Genomic DNA, 19,796 nt, shown 5'->3' on the forward strand with positions numbered 1-19,796 from the left:
TATCGCTTTCAGCATAATCTATACTATTAGTTATAGAAGTACACCGAAGGGGGTGATGTGATGCAGCTTGATACAATCGGCAAGAATATAAGAAAGTATCGCCTTATGAAAAAGTTCCGTCAGGAGGATTTAGCAGAGAAAGCCGGACTAACAACAAATTATATCGGTATGGTCGAGCGTGGAGAGAAAATTCCATCACTTGAAACCTTTATTAAGATACTAAACGCTTTGGAAGTATCATCGGATATGGTTCTTGCTGATGTTTTGGAAACAGGATATACCGTCAAGAACTCCATACTGAATGAAAAACTTGCCAAGCTTGCTCCTGAAGATAGAAGCAAGATATATGAGGTTATTGATACCCTATTAAAACACTCAAAGCAAATTGCACCATAAATCACGAAAGTTCGCCTTAAAAAGCGAGCTTTCTTTTTTTTGATGAGAAAAAATTTATACTTTCGACAAGTAATGCGGGACTTCGACAAATCAGTTGTGCTATAACTATAACCGTTAGTGATAGATACTCACCATAAGACATAGGAGGAAATGTATTGAAAAACATAATTAAGGAAGTTGCAAAAGCACATAAAATGAGTGAACAAGAAGTAAGAAATGAAATGAGAGTTGCTATCAGGGAGGCTATGAAAAACACAGACCCTACGGCACAGGCATTTTGGAAACAGATTGCCCCGGACGGAAAAGAACCTCCGGTGGAAAAGGTCATTGCTTCTATCTCCCTGATGGTTCAAGAGAATAAGCTATGTAGTTGAGGTGCAAACGCACCTCTTTTTTAATATAACGAATAGTTGGTATCGAGATTGTCTAAAAGCGAAAAAGTGCGAAATAGCAGTAATTATATTGAAAATGAGAGAAAAATATGCTATACTGATATAAGAGTAACTATATTCTTTTATAAGCCCGATGAAAGGAAGGACACAGATGGCAGTTACATATAAGAAACTGTGGCATATTTTGCTGGACAGAGATATGAAAAAGAAAGATTTACAGGAAACCGCAGAACTTACAAAATACACAATGCGTAAACTGGGCAATGATGAAGCCGTTACAACAGATACCCTTGCTAAAATATGCAGAGCTTTGAACTGTACTGTTGATGATATTATGGAAGTTTTACCCGAAGATAAGTGATAAGTCCGTTTTATGGGACACCAAAAACTTTATAATTGATAATGGGTAGGAAGATGTAGGAGAATAATGCTATGGAACTGATAAACAATACCACAAAAACACTAAAAGATGATTTGTCGGTAGAAATCAAAAAAGGCAGTAAACTGTCTATTGCGTCAGCTTGCTTTTCTATATATGCCTTTCAGGAGTTAAAGAAGCAACTTACCTCTATTGAAGAATTACGCTTTATTTTTACCTCTCCCACTTTTGTTGCCGAAAAAACAAAGAAGGAAAAAAGAGAGTTTTATATTCCTCGTCTGAACCGTGAACGCAGCCTGTACGGAACGGAGTTTGAAATTAAGCTCAGAAACGAAATGACACAAAAAGCAATAGCAAAAGAATGTGCAGACTGGATTAAAGAGAAAGTAACCTTCAAATCAAATATAAGCGATAAGACTATTCAAGGACAATTGGTTGTTGATGACATTGGTTATACACCAATCAATAATTTTACGACAGTTGAACTCGGTTGCGAAAAAGGTAATGTTATTAGCACAACAATCGTAAAAGACCAGTCGCTGGCTCAGACACTTATAAGAGATTTCAATGAAATATGGAATGACAAAAAGGTTCTTCAGGAAGTGACCGATGAAGTAATAGAAAGCATTACCGCAGCATATAACGAAAATTCTCCTGATTTTATTTACTTTGTAACCCTGTATAACATTTTCAACGAATTTCTTGAAGATGTGTCCGAAGATGTACTTCCCAACGAAGCAACCGGTTTCAAGGACAGCAAGATTTGGGGTATGTTGTATAACTTCCAAAAAGACGCAGCTCTCGCAATCATTAACAAACTTGAAAAATACAACGGTTGTATTCTTGCCGACAGCGTTGGTTTAGGTAAAACATTTACGGCTTTATCTGTAATCAAATATTATGAGAACAGGAATAAGTCTGTACTTGTGTTATGCCCGAAAAAGCTGGCAAACAACTGGAATACATATAAAGACAACTATATTAACAACCCCATTGCGTCCGACCGCCTGCGTTATGATGTTCTGTATCATACAGACCTTAACAGGACAAGAGGCACTTCGAATGGTATAGATTTAAGCAGAATAAATTGGGGTAACTACGACCTTGTTGTAATTGATGAATCCCACAACTTTAGAAATGGCGGCAAATTGGTTGAAAACCCTGACGAGGACAGCAAAGACAACCGTTATGTAACTTTGATGAAAAAAGTTATACGAGCAGGTGTAAAAACAAAAGTCCTTATGCTTTCCGCTACTCCGGTAAACAACAAGTTTCTTGATTTGAAAAATCAGTTGGCTCTTGCCTATGAGGGGCATACTGATTTCATCGACGAGAAACTGAATACCAATCGTTCCATTGACGACATATTCAAAAACGCTCAGAGAGCTTTCAATACTTGGAGCAAATGGGAGCCTTGTGACAGAACAACCGAAAACCTTCTGAAAATGCTTGACTTTGACTTTTTTGAAGTTTTGGACAGTGTAACGATTGCCCGTTCAAGGAAGCATATTCAAAAATATTATGACACAAGCGATGTAGGTACTTTCCCAACAAGACTGCCGCCTATTTCTTTGCGTCCGCACCTTACAGACCTCAAGGAAGCTATTAACTATAATGAGATTTTTGAGCAGCTTATGCTCCTTACTCTTACGATTTATACTCCGACACACTATATACTTCCGAGCAAGATGGAAAAATACGCAGAGCTTTACGGAGATAATAAAGTGAATGTCGGCTTTACACAGGCTAATCGTGAGCAAGGCATCCGCCGACTTACAGCAATAAATCTGATGAAGCGTATGGAAAGCTCAGTCTATTCCTTTAATCTCACATTGAAGCGTATTAAGGAATTGATTGAAAGCACCATAGATACTATCGACCGCTTTGACAAACATTCAAGTGTAAACCTTGATTTGACGGATATTTCAAATGTGGACGAGTTTGATGAAGAAGACCAGAACACTGACGACCTTTTCTCTCTCGGCAAAAAAGTAAAAATCGACCTTGCGGATATGGATTATGTATCGTGGAGAGAGAGCCTTGCAAAAGACGCAGAAGTTCTCGAACTGTTGACCCTTATGGTCGGCGATATAACTCCTGAACACGATTCAAAACTACAAGAGCTGTATCGTGTTATAGATGATAAAATAGCTCACCCAATTAACGAGGGCAATAAGAAAATCATTATCTTTACCGCTTTCGCAGATACAGCAGGCTATCTGTATGACAATGTCAGCAAGTATGTGAAATCGAAATACGGACTTAATTCCGCTATGGTTTCAGGCTCGGTGGACGGTCGCACAACCTGCCCTAAACTGCGTGGAGATTTGAATACAGTACTTACTTGCTTTTCTCCGATTTCAAAGGATAGAGATTTATTTGACAGTATTCCGAAAGAGGATATTGATATTTTGATTGCAACAGACTGTATTTCCGAAGGTCAGAATTTGCAGGACTGCGATTTCCTTATCAATTACGATATACATTGGAATCCGGTTCGCATTATTCAGCGTTTCGGTCGAATTGACCGTATCGGTAGCAGAAACTCTGTAATTCAGCTTGTAAACTTCTGGCCTGATGTAACGCTTGACGATTACATCAATCTCAAAGCCAAAGTTGAAACGAGAATGAAAATCGTTGATATGACCGCAACCGGCGATGACAATATTTTGAGCGACGAGGAAAAGACTGACCTCGAATACAGAAAAGCACAGCTCAAGAGATTGCAGGACGAAGTTGTGGATATTGAAGATATGACTACGGGTATTTCTATTATGGACTTAGGACTTAATGAGTTCAGACTCGATTTACTCGAATACATAAAGAACCACCCCGATATTGAAAAAGCACCTTTTGGACTTAATGCTGTTGTTCCGGCAAATGAGGACGCACCGGCTGGCGTGATATTTGTTTTGAAAAACCGCTCTGACAGCGTGAATATTGACAATCAGAACAGACTCCATCCGTTTTATATGGTGTATATAAGCGACGAGGGAGAAGTAATCTGTGACCACCTTTCGCCAAAACAAATGCTTGATAAAATGCGTTTTCTGTGTAAAGGAAAAACGCAGCCTATCCCGGAAGTTTATAAGCAATTCAATAAAGAAACTCGTGACGGAAAAGATATGTCAAAGTTCTCTCATCTTCTTGGAGAAGCGATTGCTTCTATTATTGAGGTCAAAGACGAAAGTGATATTGACAGTTTCTTGGGTGGTGGACAGGTTAGCTTTTTGACAAACGAGATTAAAGGCTTAGATGACTTTGAACTTATTTGCTTCTTAGTCGTAAGATGAGGTGATTACAATGCTCGGTTTACCGAAAGCAACGGAAATGAGCAAACAGCTTCCAAAGAAAGCTATATATGCAAAGTTTCAAATGAATACGGCTGCAAAGGAAAAAATCGACGCCGATATTTCGAGAATTACTATCGTCAATGAGATAGCACCGAATAAGGTGAATATTCCTGCTGGAGATGAAGTTAAAAACTTCTTTGTCTTGCTCGTTTCTCTTAAAAGAAAAGAGTTTGATGAAAAAACGATTGCAACGCTGTCAAAGCTTATTCCTCAGAACATTCTGTTTGTGTTGGAGTGTGGCAGCGAAAGCAAACTTGCGATTTATCACACAAAAATAATGCAGACAGACTGGAAACCAACCGAGGAACAAAGAATAGAGCTTCAAGGCTTAAATCTTGATAAGGTGTGGGAAAATGTCGTAGTTGCTGTCGGCAGTGTTGATATAGAGCAAGGCAATACGCTTGATGAGCAGATAGAGGTAAACGAAAAAAGACAGAAGCTCGAAAAGGAAATTGCAAAATTTGAAAAACAGGCACGAGCCGAGAAACAACCAAAAAAGAAATTTGAGCTTGCCGGTAAAGTGAAAAAACTAAAAAGAGAACTTGATATGTTAAGCTCTCCTTCAAAGGCTATGGTTGCAGCAATGATTGGAAACGAAACAACAGAAACGGAAGCTCAGTCTGTAAATACTGTTAAAGCTATATCCATTTTGCCTGAATATGCGGCAGATATTTTCGATGGCTTAAAAACGATTGAATGGCGGTCTTGGAAAACAGATTATCGTGGTGACTTATTGATTTGTGCAAGCTCCCGGAAACTAAAAGGCTGTATCAGCGGCTATGCACTCTGTATGGTGGAGCTTTTTGATGTTGTACCTTTTACAAGAAAGCATTTGAACAGTGCTTTGATGGACAGTGTGCCTGAACCGGCAGGCTATGCGTGGCTACTCAAAAATGTGAGATTGATAAAACCGTTTCCATACAAAGGGAAATTGCATTTGTATGATGTTGACGCTTCTTTGGTAGAGGTTCTCTCTCCGATTCACACAAAAGAAGCAGACATAGAATTTGAACAATACTACAAGCAGCTTTATATAGAAGCTGGTGCTGAATTTTGATGATAACTTATTTTCAATAAGATTGGAGGGAAAACAAATAGATACGAATAACCCAAATGACATCATTCCGGATGAATTGCGTAAAACCATAGAGAAAAGCGACAAATTGCGTAAGAGCGTTGCTCCTATTTTGGAACAGCAAGAGAAAATGAATTATTTTGTGAAAGCGGCGATGGGACCCCAAATTAAAATATCAACACCAGCATTAGATGTGGTGAAAGAAATTACAGAGAATAGTGCTGTAAAAGCGGTTCAAGATAGCCTTAATACTACAAATTCAATAACTTCAAACACAAAAGCTATGCAGCTATGTGCTGGAGCAGGGTCAGCGATTGAAGCATTGCAAAAAAGCAATACATTGAAAACTATTGGCGAACTTGCCATAAAATCCGCAATGCCCACTTATCAGTTTGAAAGCCCTGCACTTAAAGCATTTGATAATTGGAGCAAGAATGCAGTAACAAACTTAGTTTCCGGTCTCAACTCGCTTGTTAAAAGTACAGTAATTCAAGAGATTCACTCCATAACCTCCAGCCTTGGAACGTGGTTACAAACAGTAGATTTCTCCCCGCTGACAAGCATACTGGAAAACATTCGTACAATCGGATTTGAATTTGATTACAAAGAAATCAACGAGATATTTCTAAAAGCAATGTTTGATGCTAAATGGTTTCCGTATGCAGGGTGGATTGCTGATTTTAGAATTGTTGATGAAATGCTTGAAATACTTGACACAAGCAGAGCAAGCAAAAACCGTATAAAGAGAATAGACAGGTTAATATTTTCCTATTATAACAAAGATGAAATTAATAATCTCAAGCGTGGATGGAGACAAATGAACCTGCCCTCCTATATGACAAGAATTTTGGTTCAGTCTGTTCAAGCGTATCATCGTAGAGAATACGCACTTACAGTAAGTGCTTTGTCAACTTTGTGGGAGGGAATAATTCAAGGAAAAGCGAAAGACGAAAGTTATCGAGTCAGCAAAAAGACTCGTGAAAATCTTACAAAGTTAATTGAGGAAAATGAGTTTGACAGAATCTTTTCATCATTTTGCGAAGAATTCATTTTCTATGATTGTAAGAAAGCAGAAGAAGTTAAACCCGATGTTCCCGGACGTCACGGGATAGCTCACTGTTGGTACAATACATATCCAAACAGAAAAGTAGCATTAAATGCAATTCTGTTTACAGACTTTTTATTAGGATTAAAACCTTTAGACAAAACGGAGGAAAAAGAAAATGGATAAACTCAAAATGCAGACAGCAAATAAGGCTGATGAGAATTTTAGAAAATTAGCGGCAATGTTCCCTAATGCCGTTACCGAAACGATTGACGAAAACGGCGAGGTATTCCGTGCTATTGATAAGGATGTGCTTATGCAGGAGATTTCCTGCAACAGTTCATAAACAGCCATAAGAAGTGGTTCAATGTCCGTAATATCCATAATTGCCATATTAGAAACTGCTTTCGTAAAGGCTCGATTTCTTTTTAATTCTAATATACTTTTTCTATCGGTCGCATCCGCCACACAAAATTCAATTTGTTTTGCATATTGTGATTGCCGTCTTTTAGCCAATTCTATCATTTTTTTGCTGTAATCAAAAGCGACAACCGAAGCACCTCTTTGTGCAAGATACGAAGAATAATTTCCATTGCCACACGCAATATCCAAAATGTAATCCGCAGGATTAGGAGATAGAAGTTCCGTTACTTTGGGGCGCACTACCTCTCTGTGAAATTCATTAGATTCGTCACCCATTGCATTATCCCAAAATTGTGCGTTCTCCTCCCAGATTTTTTTACTTTCCTCTGTTCCCATGTTCTCTCCCACTCCCAAAATTTGCTTTTTTGCTTCCATTAAATCTTCCTTACTATATTCCATTGTTACCCTCCATAACTTCTGATTGTTGTCGTCTTGACTATTATGTATCTTTTCTTTCCAAAATGGTATAGGCTTTTATTTTTGTAATGCTGCAAAACTTTTCTTCTGTAAGGTATTCAAAGGATATTTCCCTTTGCCGCCGCTTGCATTAAGCCGCCGCTATTGGAAAGCCAAAAGCAGCGGCTTTTTTTACTCGGTATTACCGAAAAGTATAGAAAGCAGGATATGTCATCATTTGTCATTTCTTCTCAATGTAATAACTGCATGGCATATCAAGCCAAATACAAGAGAAAAACAGCCACCGCCAAATAGTGATGCTCCCCACCCTGCACCTGACATTGTCATAAAACCGCCAACAAAGAAAATACCAATGCCAAGAAATATACCAACACCATAAAAAAGTCCAATTGCCATATCGTACTTATTAAATTGTCGTTTCTCCTTTTTTTCATATGTTTCCATCTTTGTTATTACCTCCTTCGCAAAATCGTCCATGTTGACTCCAAAAAGAAAGCAAATTTTTTTCAACATATTTAAATCGGGTTCATTAACATCTCTCTCCCAATTCGATAGTGCCTGCCGGGTAACATTCAATTCCCCGGCTAGTTCTTCCTGTGTCATTCCCAATTGTGTTCGCAGATGACGTATTTGCTTTCCTGTTGTAATATTCGTCTGTTCCTGGTTCAAAATAGTTTCTCCTCTCTGATACTGATTTTATCAATGATATTTCGCAATAGCCAGCAATGAACGCTTGCATTGCGCAAGACGTTACATTATCTTCTGAAACATATAGCGCACCTTGTCCAGGCGGCTGTTTGGACGGCGGGGCTGGATGACTGGCTTGCCGACAGCGGCCTGATACCCTTTCAGTTCTGTAAGGCATACGCTCTGCCCGTTGGTGTAAAAGGCCAGATCAGTACGGTATGCCTGTATACAGCGGGCGGGAATCTCGCCAGTAAAGACAACTTCATCCTTTTTTACCTGGACCGTTTCGATGGTGGCACAGTATTTCGGTGCATCATGATAAGCCCTGGAAAGATATTCCCGGGGCGCATAGAGGGTGAAGGAGAGATAAGGTTCCAGCAGTTGCGTCCCTGATTCCTTCAATGCCTGTTCCAATACAATCGGGGCCAATGAGCGGAAGTCCGCCGGCGTGCTGACCGGACTGTAATAAAGCCCGTATTCAAAGCAAATCTTACAGTCCGTTACGTTCCAGCCGAACAAGCCCTGCTCCAGCCCGTAACGGATACCATCCCTGACAGCGTTTTGAAAACTCTGGTTCAAGTATCCCAGCGAAACCCGGCTCTCGTATTGTACACCGGAGCCAAGCGGGAGTGGTGTAACAGACAGTCCGATGGATGCCCAAAACGGGTTGGGCGGCACCTCGATATGGATGGTGTGGCTGGCTGCTTTGAGCGGCCGCTCCATATAAATGACGGTGGGTTCCTTTACCACTGTTTCAAGCTTGTATTTTTCCGACAGCAAAGCGGAAACAACCTCCAACTGCACCCGGCCCAAAAAAGAAAGAATGATCTCATGGGTGATGGAATCCACCTCGCAGCGCAAAAGCGGGTCAGTATCCGCAAGTTGCGTAAGAGCGTCCAGCAGCCGTTCTCTTTGCGCTGCCGTTTTCGGCGCAATCGACGTCCGCAGCATGGGGAGGGGGTCCTCACGCCACCTTTTACGAGGGAGCCGGGTTGGGTCCCCTAATACATCGAATAACCTCACGCTGTCGCTGGGAAGGATAACAATTTCACCCGGATAAGCGGTGTCTGTCCGAACAATTTCCCCTTTGGATGGAATACGCATCTCTGTGATTTTCAGCTTTTCTCTCCCGGCCAGGGCCACCGTATCCCGCAGGCGCAGCGTTCCGCTGTATAGCCGTAGATAGACACGCCGCTGGCCGCAATCTGTATACTCCACCTTGAAAACGCTGCCGCATAGGGCGGCGCTCCCCTGTTCCCCAATCGGTTGGAACAGCCCTGTCACCGCATCCATCAACGGTTGAATGCCAAGGCCCTTTTTGGCGCTGCCATAATAGACCGGGAACAGGGAGGCGTCTTGAACCCGCCGCTGTTCCTCCCGCACAAGTTTTTCCCGGCTGATTGGTTCTCCTGCGATATACTTTTCCAATAATTTATCGTTATTTTCGATGACCGCATCCCATGCTTCTATGTCGGTATTTTCCTCCAGGACTATTTCCGGGGACAGCGACACCGTCTGCTTGATGATAATATCGGCGGAGAGCTTATCCCGAACAGACTGAACCACGCTCTGCAAATCAACGCCAGCCTGGTCGATCTTGTTGATAAAGATAACGGTGGGAATGTTCATTTTCCGCAGGGCATGGAACAGAATACGGGTCTGGGCCTGCACGCCATCTTTAGCGGAGATCACCAAGATGGCCCCATCTAAAACAGCCAAAGAGCGGTACACCTCCGCCAAAAAATCCATGTGGCCGGGCGTATCCACAATGTTGACTTTACATCTGTGCCACTGGAAGGAAGTGACTGCCGCTTGAATGGTAATTCCCCGCTGCTGTTCCAAAATCATAGTGTCTGTTCTTGTAGTCCCTTTATCCACGTTTCCCTGTTCCGCAATCGCTCCACTGGTGTATAGCAGACTTTCCGTCAATGTTGTTTTTCCTGCGTCTACGTGGGCAAGAATGCCAATATTGATTATTTTCATGTGATTGTCCTCCTTTTACAGCCCGAAAGGGCACAAAAATCCCCAGCAGTAAAATACTTTTACCACTGGGGATTATAATTTGCGGACATACACATATACAGCATACACCTATTTGTGACTGCTGTTTTTTTGGATATGTCAAAATTGATAAGGCAAAAGTATTCTTAAATTGGGTACAAAAAATCAAGCCCCCACAAAAGGAACTATCATAATCCTTTGTTCCCACTATTTGATTATAGTTTTATTTAAGAATACCTTGCCGCATATTTTTTACTCCTTTTCTGGAATGAAGCTATTATATCACATCAGTTTTAGGAAAGCAAGTACCTAAAAGAAATTTTTCTTCCCCTTATATGTAACAATCATACCGGCTTCCTGGCGTTCAGAATGGTTTCTGCTGTCTGCTGTGGTGTTTGGTTGGAATTGTCCAGCCAAAAGCCGATCCGTGGTGTTGTCTGCATTTTACTAAATACAAATTCAATGTATACAGAAAGAAATATATAAGGAGTGGGAGGGATTCCGCCGTAGTCGGCATTGTAGGAAAATCCAAAAGTTTAGATTTTCTCAAAATGCTTATCTTTTGGTCTTTGGTTCGGAATAGTGTAGTGCTGGCGGTCTATCTATTGTTTTCGGTTGCTTGCTTCTTTACCGTACATGAGCATTACTGCCGGGTACAAAGCGTTTCGGTGAATTAAAAAAATCAATCGGCAGCGTTTCTCAAAAGGTTTTGACTGCTCAGCTTCGTGATATGGAAGAAAACGGACTCGTTAATCGAAAAGTGTATGCTGAAGTTCCGCCGAGAGTAGAATACTCTCTGACAGAATTGGGACAAAGCTTGAAACCTATTCTCGACGCTATGTGGAGTTGGGGCGAAGATTATAAAGAAAAATGTAATAAATAACGAAAAGACCGTCAAATCTCAACATTCGAGACTTGACGGTCTTACATTTTGTGATTGTATTTAAGAAAATCGTTTTGGTGTTCCTGTTTGCGAAGTTGATAGCCCTGTGCAATCAGCGTATCCACTTTCAGAGCAATCAGGTTTATGTCAGAACACATTGCCCGTGCAATCTGCTGAATGTCATAGCCGTTTTCAATGTATTCCAAAATGGTGTCGTCCGGGAGCGAAGCCTGAGAAGCGAAGATATTTGCTTCATACTCCATACGGTTCTCTCTCATATCAAAGATGTTGAACTCTTTGAACCCGCCGACAGCAACCGCTTCTTGCCTGTGGAGAACATCGTGTCCGATTTCGTGCCATAGCACTATCTGCTCCACGACCGGGTGCATACCGTTTTTAAGAAAAACAAAGCGGTTCTTCAGAATAACTTTATATGCTCCACGCTGCTTGTCAAAATTTCGGTAGATTATATTGATACCAAGCTCTTTTGCGACCTTGTACGGGTCACGAGTACCGCAACGGTCAATGAGCTTGTTTACGATTTTCACAATCTCAGCCGTAGTGTAATACCCCAATCCGGCTCACCTCCCATATTATAGTATATCGGATAATAACCCTATAATAAATTATAAACTATTATGTGTCCCATATATTGGACTTAGTTCACTTTGAGGATTACTCGTCTTTGCGGTATTTCTTCGGGGTGTATTTTTTATTGTTCTTCTTTGCAATAAGATATGCTTCCTGAATAGCGTCAACCATTTCACGCATATCCTCGTCAGCCATTTCGCCGCCGGCAAACAGACCGGTAACTTCTGCAAGCAACTCCTGAGCCTGTCTTGCCCCTCTGCGTCCGTATTTATCCTCTACATCAGCGATGAAAGCGTCATCCTCAGACAGCAGATAATTCACATTTACATTTAAGGATTCTGCCAGTTTCTTATATCTTTCCATTCCTCTCGGACGGGATTTATCATTTTCATAAGAACCAATTATGCGTCGGGTTACGCCGATTTTAGCTGCCAACTCATCTTGACTCATACCAAGTTTTGTTCTTTCAGCCTTGACTTTTTCACCGAATGTCATTGTGATTTCACTCCTTAAAAGAATATTTACAGTTGAACTACCCATTTGCTCTTGACAAGTACAGTTGAAGTGTATATAATATGAATTGGGAAGTTTAACTACACATAGTGTACACCAAACTACCCAAAATGTCAAGGGGGTTCAAAAAATGTTACGAAGCATACTTCATTGTGATATGAACAACTTCTATGCCAGCGTCGAATGTATGCTCGACCCCGCATTGAAGAAATATCCGATTGCTGTCTGCGGCTCTGTGGAGGAACGACACGGTATCGTGCTTGCAAAGAACTACAAAGCAAAGGCTTTTGATGTGAAAACCGGGGACGCAGTATGGCAGGCTAAACAGAAGTGCAAGGACTTGGTTGTAGTACCGCCCCATTATGAGGAGTATATCAAATACTCAAAGCTTGCGAGAAGCGTTTATGAGCGATATACCGACCAAGTTGAACCGTATGGTATGGACGAGTGTTGGCTGGATATTAGCGGGACAGAAAGCCTTTTCGGTTCGCCGGAAAAGGTGGCAAATGAAATTCGTGAAACGATGAAGTTTGAACTCGGCTTGACGATTTCTGTGGGTGTTTCCTTTAATAAGATATTTGCGAAGCTCGGCTCGGATATGAAGAAACCGGACGCAGTAACCGTTATACCAAAGGATACATTCAAAGAAAAGATTTGGGGACTTCCTGCCGCTGACCTGCTCGGTGTAGGACGGGCAACCCAGCGAGTGCTTGACAGCTATTGTATTCGTACCATCGGGGATTTAGCGAATACCGACCCTGAGTTCTTACGCAGAAGATTAGGAAAGAACGGAGTAGTTTTATGGAACTATGCCAACGGCAACGACCTTTCCCTTGTTGCCAAGAAAGACTTCGTTTCTCCTATAAAAAGTGTAGGACACGGTATAACAACAGTAGCAGATTTAGAGAAACCGGAGCAGGTGTGGCCCGTGTTTCTCGAATTAACCCAAGACATCGGACACAAGCTCCGTGTTCACGGACTGAGTGCAGAAGGTGTCGCAATACATATTAGAGACAACACGCTCAATACAAGGCAATGGCAGACGAAGATTGCACTTCCTACACAGTCTCCGATGATTATTGCAAAGACCGCTTTTCAGTTATTTGAAAAAAGATATGGGTGGAACAACCCTATCCGTTCTGTGACAGTACAAGCCATAAATCTTATTCCACAAGACACGCCCCGTCAAATAGATATGTTTATGGACGCCGCAAAGCAGGACAAATTGGAGCGAATGGAAAAGTGTGTTGAAGAAATCAGACGGCGTTTCGGAAAGGACAGCATAAGGAATGGGGTTCTGTGTCAGAACCTGCGGCTACCACCGGAAAAAGCCGAAATCACTATGCCGACAGGTATGGTCGGTTAAGGAGGGCTTATTGTGATTGACGAAAAAGAGGTTACGGCTTATGTTACGATGCCCGACTGCTTTTTGCAGGGGTGCAGCGAAGATATTGTTATCTTCCGTGCGGACGGCGGAAACCATTTTACCGACTACGGTATATATGAGGGAATGTTCCTTTTCTTTGACCGGAAAAAACGCTTTAAGAAAGGAAGGCTTTCCTGTTACATCAATACTGCCGGAGATGACCGACCCAAGTACAGGGTGTCGGATAAGAACATCGACGGATACAAGCACTTGGGAAGATTAGTTTTGACTTTGAGAAATTACGAGGTATAGAAATGGAATCCGATAGAAGAAAAGTTTATGTTGAAGTAAATGTAACACACAGACCTGATGGAACGGCTCGTCCGAATTTCATTAAGTTTGAGAATGATGAAAAATATGAGATAGACCGTGTAATTCAGAAATGCCGTGCGGCTTCCACTAAAGTCGGAGGAACCGGTATCCGCTACACGGTACAGATTTGCGGCAAGCCCACATTTCTGTTCGACGAAGAAAACGGAAAGTGGTTTGTAGAAGCAAAATCCTAATGGTAGGAGGTTTTGTAACTTGAAACGTTTATCGAGATTTGACATCGAAGTGATTGCCGACAAGTATGTGCAGGCATATATGGCACTTCCCGATGTCCGTAACACACAAATATATAGAATTGACCCGGAGCTTCTCTTGGAGAAGGTTCTCGGTTTGAATGTCGAATACCAGCATCTATCCTATGACGGTAGCATTCTCGGAATGACCTCATTTACGGAAATGGGTGTTCAAGTATTTGAAGATGATGATAACGAAGCCTTTTTCTTTTTGGACGGGAAAACCGTTCTTGTGGAAAAGGACTTGAACTTTGACAGCAAGCTGAAAGGCAGAAAGAATTTCACCTTAATGCACGAGGGCAGTCATCAGATATTTAAGATGTTGTTCCCGAATGATTACGGTGTAACACAGAAGTCTGCCAGAGTACATTATTACAAGGCAAATTCCGAGAGGAATAAGCCAATATCTGATTGGGAGGAATGGCAGGCAAACACGCTTGGAGCTGCTATTCTTCTTCCTGAAAACCTCATAAAACAAGGAATGTATCTGTTCAGTCTCGGCGAAAAGATTGAATGCCTGAACAAGATATACTATCCGAGTGTATATAAAAGGTTTGACGCACTTGCGGATTTTTTAGGGTGTTCCAAAAAGGCTCTTGCCATACGAATGAAACAGCTCGGACTTTTGAAACAGGAGTATCTTGATAATCCTTTTGATTTGGTTACGGTTTATCCGGAGGTGAGCGAGCTATGAAATCGTTGGAACAAAAGATAATCGTAAGGTGCAAAAACTGTGGCTGGCGTATTTTTGACAAGGTAACAATGACAACAGGCGTTATTGAACTGAAATGCCCAAACTGCCACAGAGTAGTAGAGGTTGACCTTTCCCTACGCAAAGGAATGGTCAAGTACAGATTAGTAAAGAACGATAACAGAGCGAACAATTAAATATCGGGCAGATGTACCGAGCCACGAGTCCTTGAGCGAAAGCTCCTGAGTCATCAAATTGCCGGACGCTGAGAATTAAGGGATAGAAATATCCTAATGTTCTTGGTGTCCGGCTTTTTTGTCGCTCCCGAAAGGAGCAAGACCGTGACATATAAGTGGCTGGCATATATCGCCAAGTATCCGTAATCTCCGAATTTTTGATTTCAACCAAATTCAAAAATTCAAATTCAAGGAGATTACGACAATGACAAAACTTACATTAGAACAACAGGAATTATTATTTACGAATGACTGCAAGCTCATCAACTTGCGGTATGAATATCACGGTTACACCGGCTCGGAGAAATGGGCGATTGTAACAGAACTGGCGGAAGAAGAACTGTGGGTAAAATACCCTGATGTTATCCGTCGGTACACTCCGTTCATTCTGCTTTCTATGGCTCAGGGCGAAGTGATTGACGAGTCATACAGAAACAACGATAAGTACGAAAAGCGAGCAAAAAGAACAATCGATGTGTATGGGTATGAAGATGACATCTCTGAACAATTCCACCGGGAACTGATTACTCCGTTTGTTGACCCGTTTGAGCAAGCGGAGGAAGAACGGATTGAGGAAGAAAAGGAACAGCTCCGTCAGTTAGAAATTGCGAAAGTCAGAAAGGTATTGGAAATGCTGAAACCTGTTCAGAGAGAAAGACTGATTAAAGCGATTTTATTAGGTATGAGTTCAAGAAAAATCGCAAAGGAAGAAGGCGTATATTACAGCGTTGTAGATAAGTCGATTGCTGCCGCAAGAAAAAATTTCAAGAAATTTTATGAAAACCTCTGATTTTGGGTGTGCATTTTGACCCCCTTTGTCCAAATGAGTGAAGGGGTTATTTCAATTCCGGATAAGAAATGCACTTTCAAAACTAAATGAACAGAGAGGTTATACATAAATGCAGAGAAAAGAAATTCAGCGTGGAGATTTATTCTACTACGATTTTGGAAAAAGAGAGGGGTCTGTCCAGTCGGGAGAGAGACCTGTAATGGTAATTCAGGCGGACAACTTTAATGCAAATGCTCCGACAATTATTGTTGCTGCTGTTACGGCTGTGATGAAAAAGAAGTATCTTCCTTCACACATCATTTTGGGTGAGGACTTCGGTCTGAAGAAGCCGTCAATGGTTCTTCTTGAACAGATACAAACCGTCAATAAGGACGAACTGACAGACTACATTGGTTCGGTAAACGACGAAAGGCTTTGGAAGCAAATTAACGCAGCTCTTAAAAAGACTTTCGGTTTATGGATTTACAACACAGACAGAAACGGAGATGTTCGCTGCTTATGTCCCAAGTGCCTGAGCGACTATATCCACGACCCGAATTATGTTGTCAGGCGTCTTGACCTTTTTGCGAAAAGCAAAGACAACTGCGATAAGTGCAATAACAGCGGTTGGGATTATATCGTTTATGACAAACGCACCTCGGTCAAAGGAAAGGGGTGCAGGAATGTCAAATAGCAGTGAAAAGAAGAAGCGTTACGATATTCCTCTTTGGTGTAAACCAAACCTGTCTATTGAGGAGGCGGCAGCTTATTCCGGTATTGGAATGGGAAAACTCTATGAAATGACGGAAAGTCAGGATTGTCCTTTTGTTCTTTGGATTGGTAGCAGAAGAATGATTAAAAGGAAAGTCTTTGACGAATTTATCGAAAGGCAATACTCGATTTAAGAAAAAAGTCAAGTCTGCGATGAGCCGATTCGCATAATTGGCTTACCGCAGACTTTTGAGTATGCTGTAATCACCAAAGGAAGGAGGTTACAGCGTATGTCTGACAAACAGCTTAAATCCAATATGCCGAGTGTCCCAATTTGGAAGAAAATGAATCTTACGGTTGAAGAAGCTTCGGAATATTCGGGCATTGGCACATCAAAGATAAAAGAACTATCGAATAGCGAAGATTGTCCTTTCGTTCTTTGGAACGGAGCAAAGCGATTGATTAAAAGAAAACAATTTGAGGAATACCTGTCATCGCAGTATTCCCTCTGACGGAGGTGGTGTTATGGGAAATAAGCAGACTGAATTGAATAATTCAGGCAATCGGGTGGAAACCGTGCCGGTTTGGGTTAAGCCTTACCTTACGATTGATGAAGCGACCGCTTACACAGGCATAGGCAGAGACAAACTTTATGAGATGACAAGCCAAGAAAAATGTTCGTTCGTGCTGTGGGTAGGAAACAGACGAATGATTAAGAGACGAGTTTTTGATGAGTACATTGAGAAAATGTACTCAATATAGGAAGGAGGGCTTATGGACAACGGTGTTTTAGCTTACAGAGCCTTACTCGAAAAGCGTAAAGAAAAAGCTCCCTTTTGGGAGAAGAATGTTTTAACTGTTGAGGAAGCAGCCGAGTACACCGGTATAGGTAGGACAAAAATCAGGCAAATCATAATGAAGGGTGATTGTCCCTTTGCTGTCACTAACGGTGTTCAGGTCTGTGTAATCCGAGACAAATTTATTGATTATCTTGATAAGCAATTTCGCATTTAAGGGAGGAAAAATTATGCCAAGAACAAAAAGAAAAGACAAATCAAGAGTAGTGCTTCGTACAGGCGAATCACAGAGAGCCGATGGTACATACCATTTCAGTTGGACGGACGCCAACCACAAAAGGCGTTATGTGTATGCCAAGACACTTGATGAACTGCGATACAAAGAGGAACAAATCGCAAAAGACAAGAGCGATGGCATTAAGGCAGAAGCTCGTTACACAACGGTCAATGACATATATGAGCTTTGGAAGGATTTGAAGCGAGGACTGAAAAACAACACCTTTGAAAACTACAAGTATATGTATGAGACCTTTGTCCGTCATCAGATAGGCTCAAAGACTGTATCTTCTCTGAGAAAAACAGATATAAAGAGGTTCTATAATTACCTTGCAGACGAACGCCATCTAAAGCCAGCGACCATTGATAATATTCATACGGTTCTCCATCAGATTTTGGATATGGCGGTCGATGATGACTACATCAGGAATAACCCGTCAAACAATGTGCTTAAAGAGTTGAAACAGTCCCATTGTTTTCAGACCGAGAAGCGTAGAGCCTTAACAAAGCCGGAGCAGGAGTTGTTTCTTGACTATCTGAAAAACTCTCCTACATCAAAGTATTGGTATCCGGTGTTTGCGGTTATGATTGGTACGGGACTTCGTGTTGGAGAGGTTACAGGGTTAAGATGGTGCGATATTGATTTGGAAGAAGGTATCATTGATTTGAACCACACGCTGGTTTACTATGACCACCGTACTGAGGGCAGTAAGCGTGGCTGTTACTTCAATGTTAATACGACCAAAACCCCGGCAGGAAGAAGAAAAGTGCCTATGCTCGGTTTCGTCAAAGAAGCATTCTTAATGGAAAAGGAAAGGCAGGAACTGCTCGACCTTCACTGCGAAGCGACTGTCGATGGATATACCGATTTTATCTTCATCAACCGTTTTGGTCAGCCGCAACATCAGGCAACCCTGAACAAAGCAATCCGCCGCATTATCCGTGACTGCAACGACGAGCAGTTATTGAAAGATGAAAACGCAGAAGTATTGCTCCCGCATTTTAGCTGTCATTCTTTAAGGCACACTTTCACAACAAGAATGTGCGAAGCAGGGGTAAATGTTAAGGTCATTCAGGACACGCTCGGTCATAAAGATATTTCAACTACGCTTAACATCTATACCGATGTAACGAAGGAACTGAGGAAGTCCGAATTTGAAGGTCTTGACTCCTACTTCAAAAATGAGTATAATAAAGTGTCAGTTTGACAGATTAAATTGATACGGACTTCATAGTTGGTGGATTAGAGCATTTACATCATTTACATCAATTTTTACACAAAGCCCCCACGAAACTAATCGAAAATAAAGTAAAGTAGGATTTTGAAAAAATCTGATTTGCGACTTATTTTGAACTATGTTGGGTTATAGCAAGAATTGAAACGATGTCCTAAATCGTCCCCACAATGAAGTCCTTAAATGGTGTAAATGCGAAAAATGATGTAAAAAAATCAGCTCCTGAAGCGGCAGAAAAAAGTGTAGAATCAGAGCCTGAGAAGATTGATTTCTCTAAGGTAAAGATTGAGCCTCTCTTTGAGGAAATGGTTGATTTTGATACCTTTGCAAAGTCTGATTTCCGTGCCGTAAAGGTGAAAGAGTGCGAGGCAGTGAAAAAGAGCAAAAAGCTTTTAAAATTCGTGCTTGATGACGGAACAGGCACAGACAGAGTGATTTTAAGCGGTATTCACGAGTATTACGAGCCGGAAGAACTGATCGGCAAGACCTGTATCGCTATCACAAACCTGCCGCCGAGACCGATGATGGGCATTGATTCCTGCGGTATGCTGATTTCAGCAGTACACGAAGAAGACGGTCGTGAAGGACTCAATCTTTTGATGGTGGATGACAGAATTCCGGCAGGAGCAAAGCTGTATTAAGGTGAGAAAATGAGCCTTGCGGCGGTGTGCGCTTGCGAACACCGACATAAGGCGAAAAACACAGGTTGACGACAGTCGACCTGATGTACGGATGTACCGTTTTGCCTTGTAAAACGGGATGTACTTCATTTTGAAAAAAGGCTCAAAATTTACATCTTACATCATTTGATGCCCGAATATGTGCAGAGTCCAAAAAATCGCATAATTTGGAGCATCCGCAGGAAAACAAGCACGAGCGCAGCGAAGTATTTGTTTTCACCGGATGCGACAACGACAAAATCATAGAGTGCATAAGC

The 19,796-nt window shown here is 41.6% G+C and carries 21 protein-coding genes and 3 pseudogenes; 19 read left to right on the forward strand and 5 right to left on the reverse strand.

Translation table 11 applies throughout. The features are described from left to right. The first annotated feature begins 60 nt into the window (after nt 1-60). The 6 genes from OCV88_RS06650 (at nt 61) to OCV88_RS06675 (ending at nt 6,826) form a co-directional block, all read left to right on the forward strand. Nucleotides 61-396 carry a helix-turn-helix domain-containing protein gene (locus OCV88_RS06650; RefSeq protein ID WP_066733248.1) on the forward strand — a complete coding sequence of 112 codons (336 nt, stop codon included), beginning with the start codon at nt 61-63 and terminating at the stop codon, nt 394-396. 155 nt (nt 397-551) lie between these two features. Then, complete coding sequence (locus OCV88_RS06655; RefSeq protein WP_158424765.1) at nt 552-770, forward strand: hypothetical protein; 219 nt, start codon at nt 552-554, stop codon at nt 768-770. Nucleotides 771-939: 169 nt separating this feature from the next. After that, nucleotides 940-1,149, forward strand: a complete 210-nt coding sequence (locus OCV88_RS06660) for a helix-turn-helix domain-containing protein (protein ID WP_066733245.1) — start codon at nt 940-942, stop codon at nt 1,147-1,149. A gap of 71 nt (nt 1,150-1,220) precedes the next feature. After that, nucleotides 1,221-4,460: a helicase-related protein gene (locus OCV88_RS06665; RefSeq protein WP_158424766.1), complete on the forward strand. Its 3,240-nt coding sequence runs from the start codon at nt 1,221-1,223 to the stop codon at nt 4,458-4,460. Nucleotides 4,461-4,470: 10 nt separating this feature from the next. After that, nucleotides 4,471-5,577, forward strand: a complete 1,107-nt coding sequence (locus OCV88_RS06670; RefSeq protein ID WP_158424767.1) for a DUF4391 domain-containing protein — start codon at nt 4,471-4,473, stop codon at nt 5,575-5,577. Then, nucleotides 5,564-6,826, forward strand: a complete 1,263-nt coding sequence (locus tag OCV88_RS06675; RefSeq protein ID WP_158424768.1) for a hypothetical protein — start codon at nt 5,564-5,566, stop codon at nt 6,824-6,826. Before OCV88_RS06670 ends, OCV88_RS06675 begins: the two co-directional genes overlap by 14 nt. Before the next feature lie 141 nt (nt 6,827-6,967). Here OCV88_RS06675 and OCV88_RS06680 read toward each other — a convergent pair. The 3 genes and pseudogenes from OCV88_RS06680 to tet(W) form a co-directional block, all read right to left on the reverse strand. Next, nucleotides 6,968-7,462 (reverse strand): annotated as a pseudogene (locus tag OCV88_RS06680) (class I SAM-dependent methyltransferase); the annotation flags it as partial. Between the two features lie 231 nt (nt 7,463-7,693). Continuing rightward, complete coding sequence (locus OCV88_RS06685) at nt 7,694-8,149, reverse strand: XRE family transcriptional regulator (RefSeq protein ID WP_001071126.1); 456 nt, start codon at nt 8,147-8,149, stop codon at nt 7,694-7,696. 81 nt (nt 8,150-8,230) lie between these two features. Then, nucleotides 8,231-10,150, reverse strand: a complete 1,920-nt coding sequence (gene tet(W) / locus OCV88_RS06690; protein WP_158424769.1) for a tetracycline resistance ribosomal protection protein Tet(W) — start codon at nt 10,148-10,150, stop codon at nt 8,231-8,233. A gap of 661 nt (nt 10,151-10,811) precedes the next feature. Here tet(W) and OCV88_RS16070 point away from each other — a divergent pair. After that, a pseudogene (locus OCV88_RS16070) lies at nt 10,812-11,051 on the forward strand (winged helix-turn-helix transcriptional regulator); the annotation flags it as partial. A gap of 41 nt (nt 11,052-11,092) precedes the next feature. Here OCV88_RS16070 and OCV88_RS06700 read toward each other — a convergent pair. Further along, nucleotides 11,093-11,626 carry an ImmA/IrrE family metallo-endopeptidase gene (locus OCV88_RS06700; RefSeq protein ID WP_024532699.1) on the reverse strand — a complete coding sequence of 178 codons (534 nt, stop codon included), beginning with the start codon at nt 11,624-11,626 and terminating at the stop codon, nt 11,093-11,095. A gap of 100 nt (nt 11,627-11,726) precedes the next feature. Beyond that, nucleotides 11,727-12,137: a helix-turn-helix domain-containing protein gene (locus tag OCV88_RS06705; protein ID WP_003525181.1), complete on the reverse strand. Its 411-nt coding sequence runs from the start codon at nt 12,135-12,137 to the stop codon at nt 11,727-11,729. Nucleotides 12,138-12,285: 148 nt separating this feature from the next. Here OCV88_RS06705 and OCV88_RS06710 point away from each other — a divergent pair, with 148 nt between their 5' ends. From OCV88_RS06710 to OCV88_RS06765, 12 genes and pseudogenes are all read left to right on the forward strand, one after another. Then, complete coding sequence (locus OCV88_RS06710; RefSeq protein WP_158424770.1) at nt 12,286-13,521, forward strand: DNA polymerase Y family protein; 1,236 nt, start codon at nt 12,286-12,288, stop codon at nt 13,519-13,521. Nucleotides 13,522-13,533: 12 nt separating this feature from the next. Further along, nucleotides 13,534-13,833, forward strand: coding sequence for a hypothetical protein (locus tag OCV88_RS06715; protein WP_024532701.1), 300 nt, complete (start codon nt 13,534-13,536; stop codon nt 13,831-13,833). Nucleotides 13,834-13,835: 2 nt separating this feature from the next. After that, nucleotides 13,836-14,087: a hypothetical protein gene (locus OCV88_RS06720; protein WP_014635881.1), complete on the forward strand. Its 252-nt coding sequence runs from the start codon at nt 13,836-13,838 to the stop codon at nt 14,085-14,087. A gap of 19 nt (nt 14,088-14,106) precedes the next feature. Next, nucleotides 14,107-14,838 carry an ImmA/IrrE family metallo-endopeptidase gene (locus OCV88_RS06725; protein ID WP_158424771.1) on the forward strand — a complete coding sequence of 244 codons (732 nt, stop codon included), beginning with the start codon at nt 14,107-14,109 and terminating at the stop codon, nt 14,836-14,838. A 438-nt stretch (nt 14,839-15,276) separates the two neighbouring features. After that, a complete protein-coding gene (locus OCV88_RS06730; protein ID WP_158424772.1) occupies nt 15,277-15,861 on the forward strand; it encodes a sigma-70 family RNA polymerase sigma factor in 585 nt (194 codons plus the stop codon). A 109-nt stretch (nt 15,862-15,970) separates the two neighbouring features. Beyond that, complete coding sequence (locus OCV88_RS06735) at nt 15,971-16,534, forward strand: type II toxin-antitoxin system PemK/MazF family toxin (RefSeq protein ID WP_158424773.1); 564 nt, start codon at nt 15,971-15,973, stop codon at nt 16,532-16,534. Then, nucleotides 16,524-16,745 carry an excisionase gene (locus OCV88_RS06740; protein WP_105155662.1) on the forward strand — a complete coding sequence of 74 codons (222 nt, stop codon included), beginning with the start codon at nt 16,524-16,526 and terminating at the stop codon, nt 16,743-16,745. The genes OCV88_RS06735 and OCV88_RS06740 overlap by 11 nt, the downstream gene beginning before the upstream one ends. A gap of 96 nt (nt 16,746-16,841) precedes the next feature. Beyond that, nucleotides 16,842-17,063, forward strand: a complete 222-nt coding sequence (locus OCV88_RS06745) for an excisionase (protein ID WP_014635877.1) — start codon at nt 16,842-16,844, stop codon at nt 17,061-17,063. A 13-nt stretch (nt 17,064-17,076) separates the two neighbouring features. Beyond that, nucleotides 17,077-17,313 carry an excisionase gene (locus OCV88_RS06750; protein WP_022117666.1) on the forward strand — a complete coding sequence of 79 codons (237 nt, stop codon included), beginning with the start codon at nt 17,077-17,079 and terminating at the stop codon, nt 17,311-17,313. Between the two features lie 12 nt (nt 17,314-17,325). After that, the gene (locus OCV88_RS06755; RefSeq protein WP_014635876.1) at nt 17,326-17,565 is read left to right on the forward strand and encodes an excisionase; all 240 of its coding nucleotides are present in this window, start codon (nt 17,326-17,328) and stop codon (nt 17,563-17,565) included. A gap of 13 nt (nt 17,566-17,578) precedes the next feature. Further along, nucleotides 17,579-18,832, forward strand: a complete 1,254-nt coding sequence (locus OCV88_RS06760; RefSeq protein WP_158424774.1) for a site-specific integrase — start codon at nt 17,579-17,581, stop codon at nt 18,830-18,832. A 185-nt stretch (nt 18,833-19,017) separates the two neighbouring features. Then, nucleotides 19,018-19,500 (forward strand): annotated as a pseudogene (locus tag OCV88_RS06765) (lysine--tRNA ligase); the annotation flags it as partial. Nucleotides 19,501-19,796 lie beyond the last annotated feature (296 nt).

Source organism: Brotonthovivens ammoniilytica (genome assembly GCF_025566885.1).
In the GTDB taxonomy this organism is placed as follows: domain Bacteria; phylum Bacillota; class Clostridia; order Lachnospirales; family Lachnospiraceae; genus Brotonthovivens; species Brotonthovivens ammoniilytica.

Bases quoted from the DNA above. Each gene is read 5' to 3' on its own strand.
- OCV88_RS06650 (WP_066733248.1), top strand. From the start codon at position 61: ATGCAGCTTGATACAATCGGCAAGAATATAAGAAAGTATCGCCTTATG.
- OCV88_RS06660 (WP_066733245.1), top strand. From the start codon at position 940: ATGGCAGTTACATATAAGAAACTGTGGCATATTTTGCTGGACAGAGAT.
- OCV88_RS06665 (WP_158424766.1), top strand. From the start codon at position 1,221: ATGGAACTGATAAACAATACCACAAAAACACTAAAAGATGATTTGTCG.
- OCV88_RS06670 (WP_158424767.1), top strand. From the start codon at position 4,471: ATGCTCGGTTTACCGAAAGCAACGGAAATGAGCAAACAGCTTCCAAAG.
- OCV88_RS06705 (WP_003525181.1), bottom strand. From the start codon at position 12,137: ATGACATTCGGTGAAAAAGTCAAGGCTGAAAGAACAAAACTTGGTATG.
- OCV88_RS06710 (WP_158424770.1), top strand. From the start codon at position 12,286: ATGTTACGAAGCATACTTCATTGTGATATGAACAACTTCTATGCCAGC.
- OCV88_RS06720 (WP_014635881.1), top strand. From the start codon at position 13,836: ATGGAATCCGATAGAAGAAAAGTTTATGTTGAAGTAAATGTAACACAC.
- OCV88_RS06730 (WP_158424772.1), top strand. From the start codon at position 15,277: ATGACAAAACTTACATTAGAACAACAGGAATTATTATTTACGAATGAC.
- OCV88_RS06735 (WP_158424773.1), top strand. From the start codon at position 15,971: ATGCAGAGAAAAGAAATTCAGCGTGGAGATTTATTCTACTACGATTTT.
- OCV88_RS06740 (WP_105155662.1), top strand. From the start codon at position 16,524: ATGTCAAATAGCAGTGAAAAGAAGAAGCGTTACGATATTCCTCTTTGG.
- OCV88_RS06745 (WP_014635877.1), top strand. From the start codon at position 16,842: ATGTCTGACAAACAGCTTAAATCCAATATGCCGAGTGTCCCAATTTGG.
- OCV88_RS06750 (WP_022117666.1), top strand. From the start codon at position 17,077: ATGGGAAATAAGCAGACTGAATTGAATAATTCAGGCAATCGGGTGGAA.
- OCV88_RS06755 (WP_014635876.1), top strand. From the start codon at position 17,326: ATGGACAACGGTGTTTTAGCTTACAGAGCCTTACTCGAAAAGCGTAAA.
- OCV88_RS06760 (WP_158424774.1), top strand. From the start codon at position 17,579: ATGCCAAGAACAAAAAGAAAAGACAAATCAAGAGTAGTGCTTCGTACA.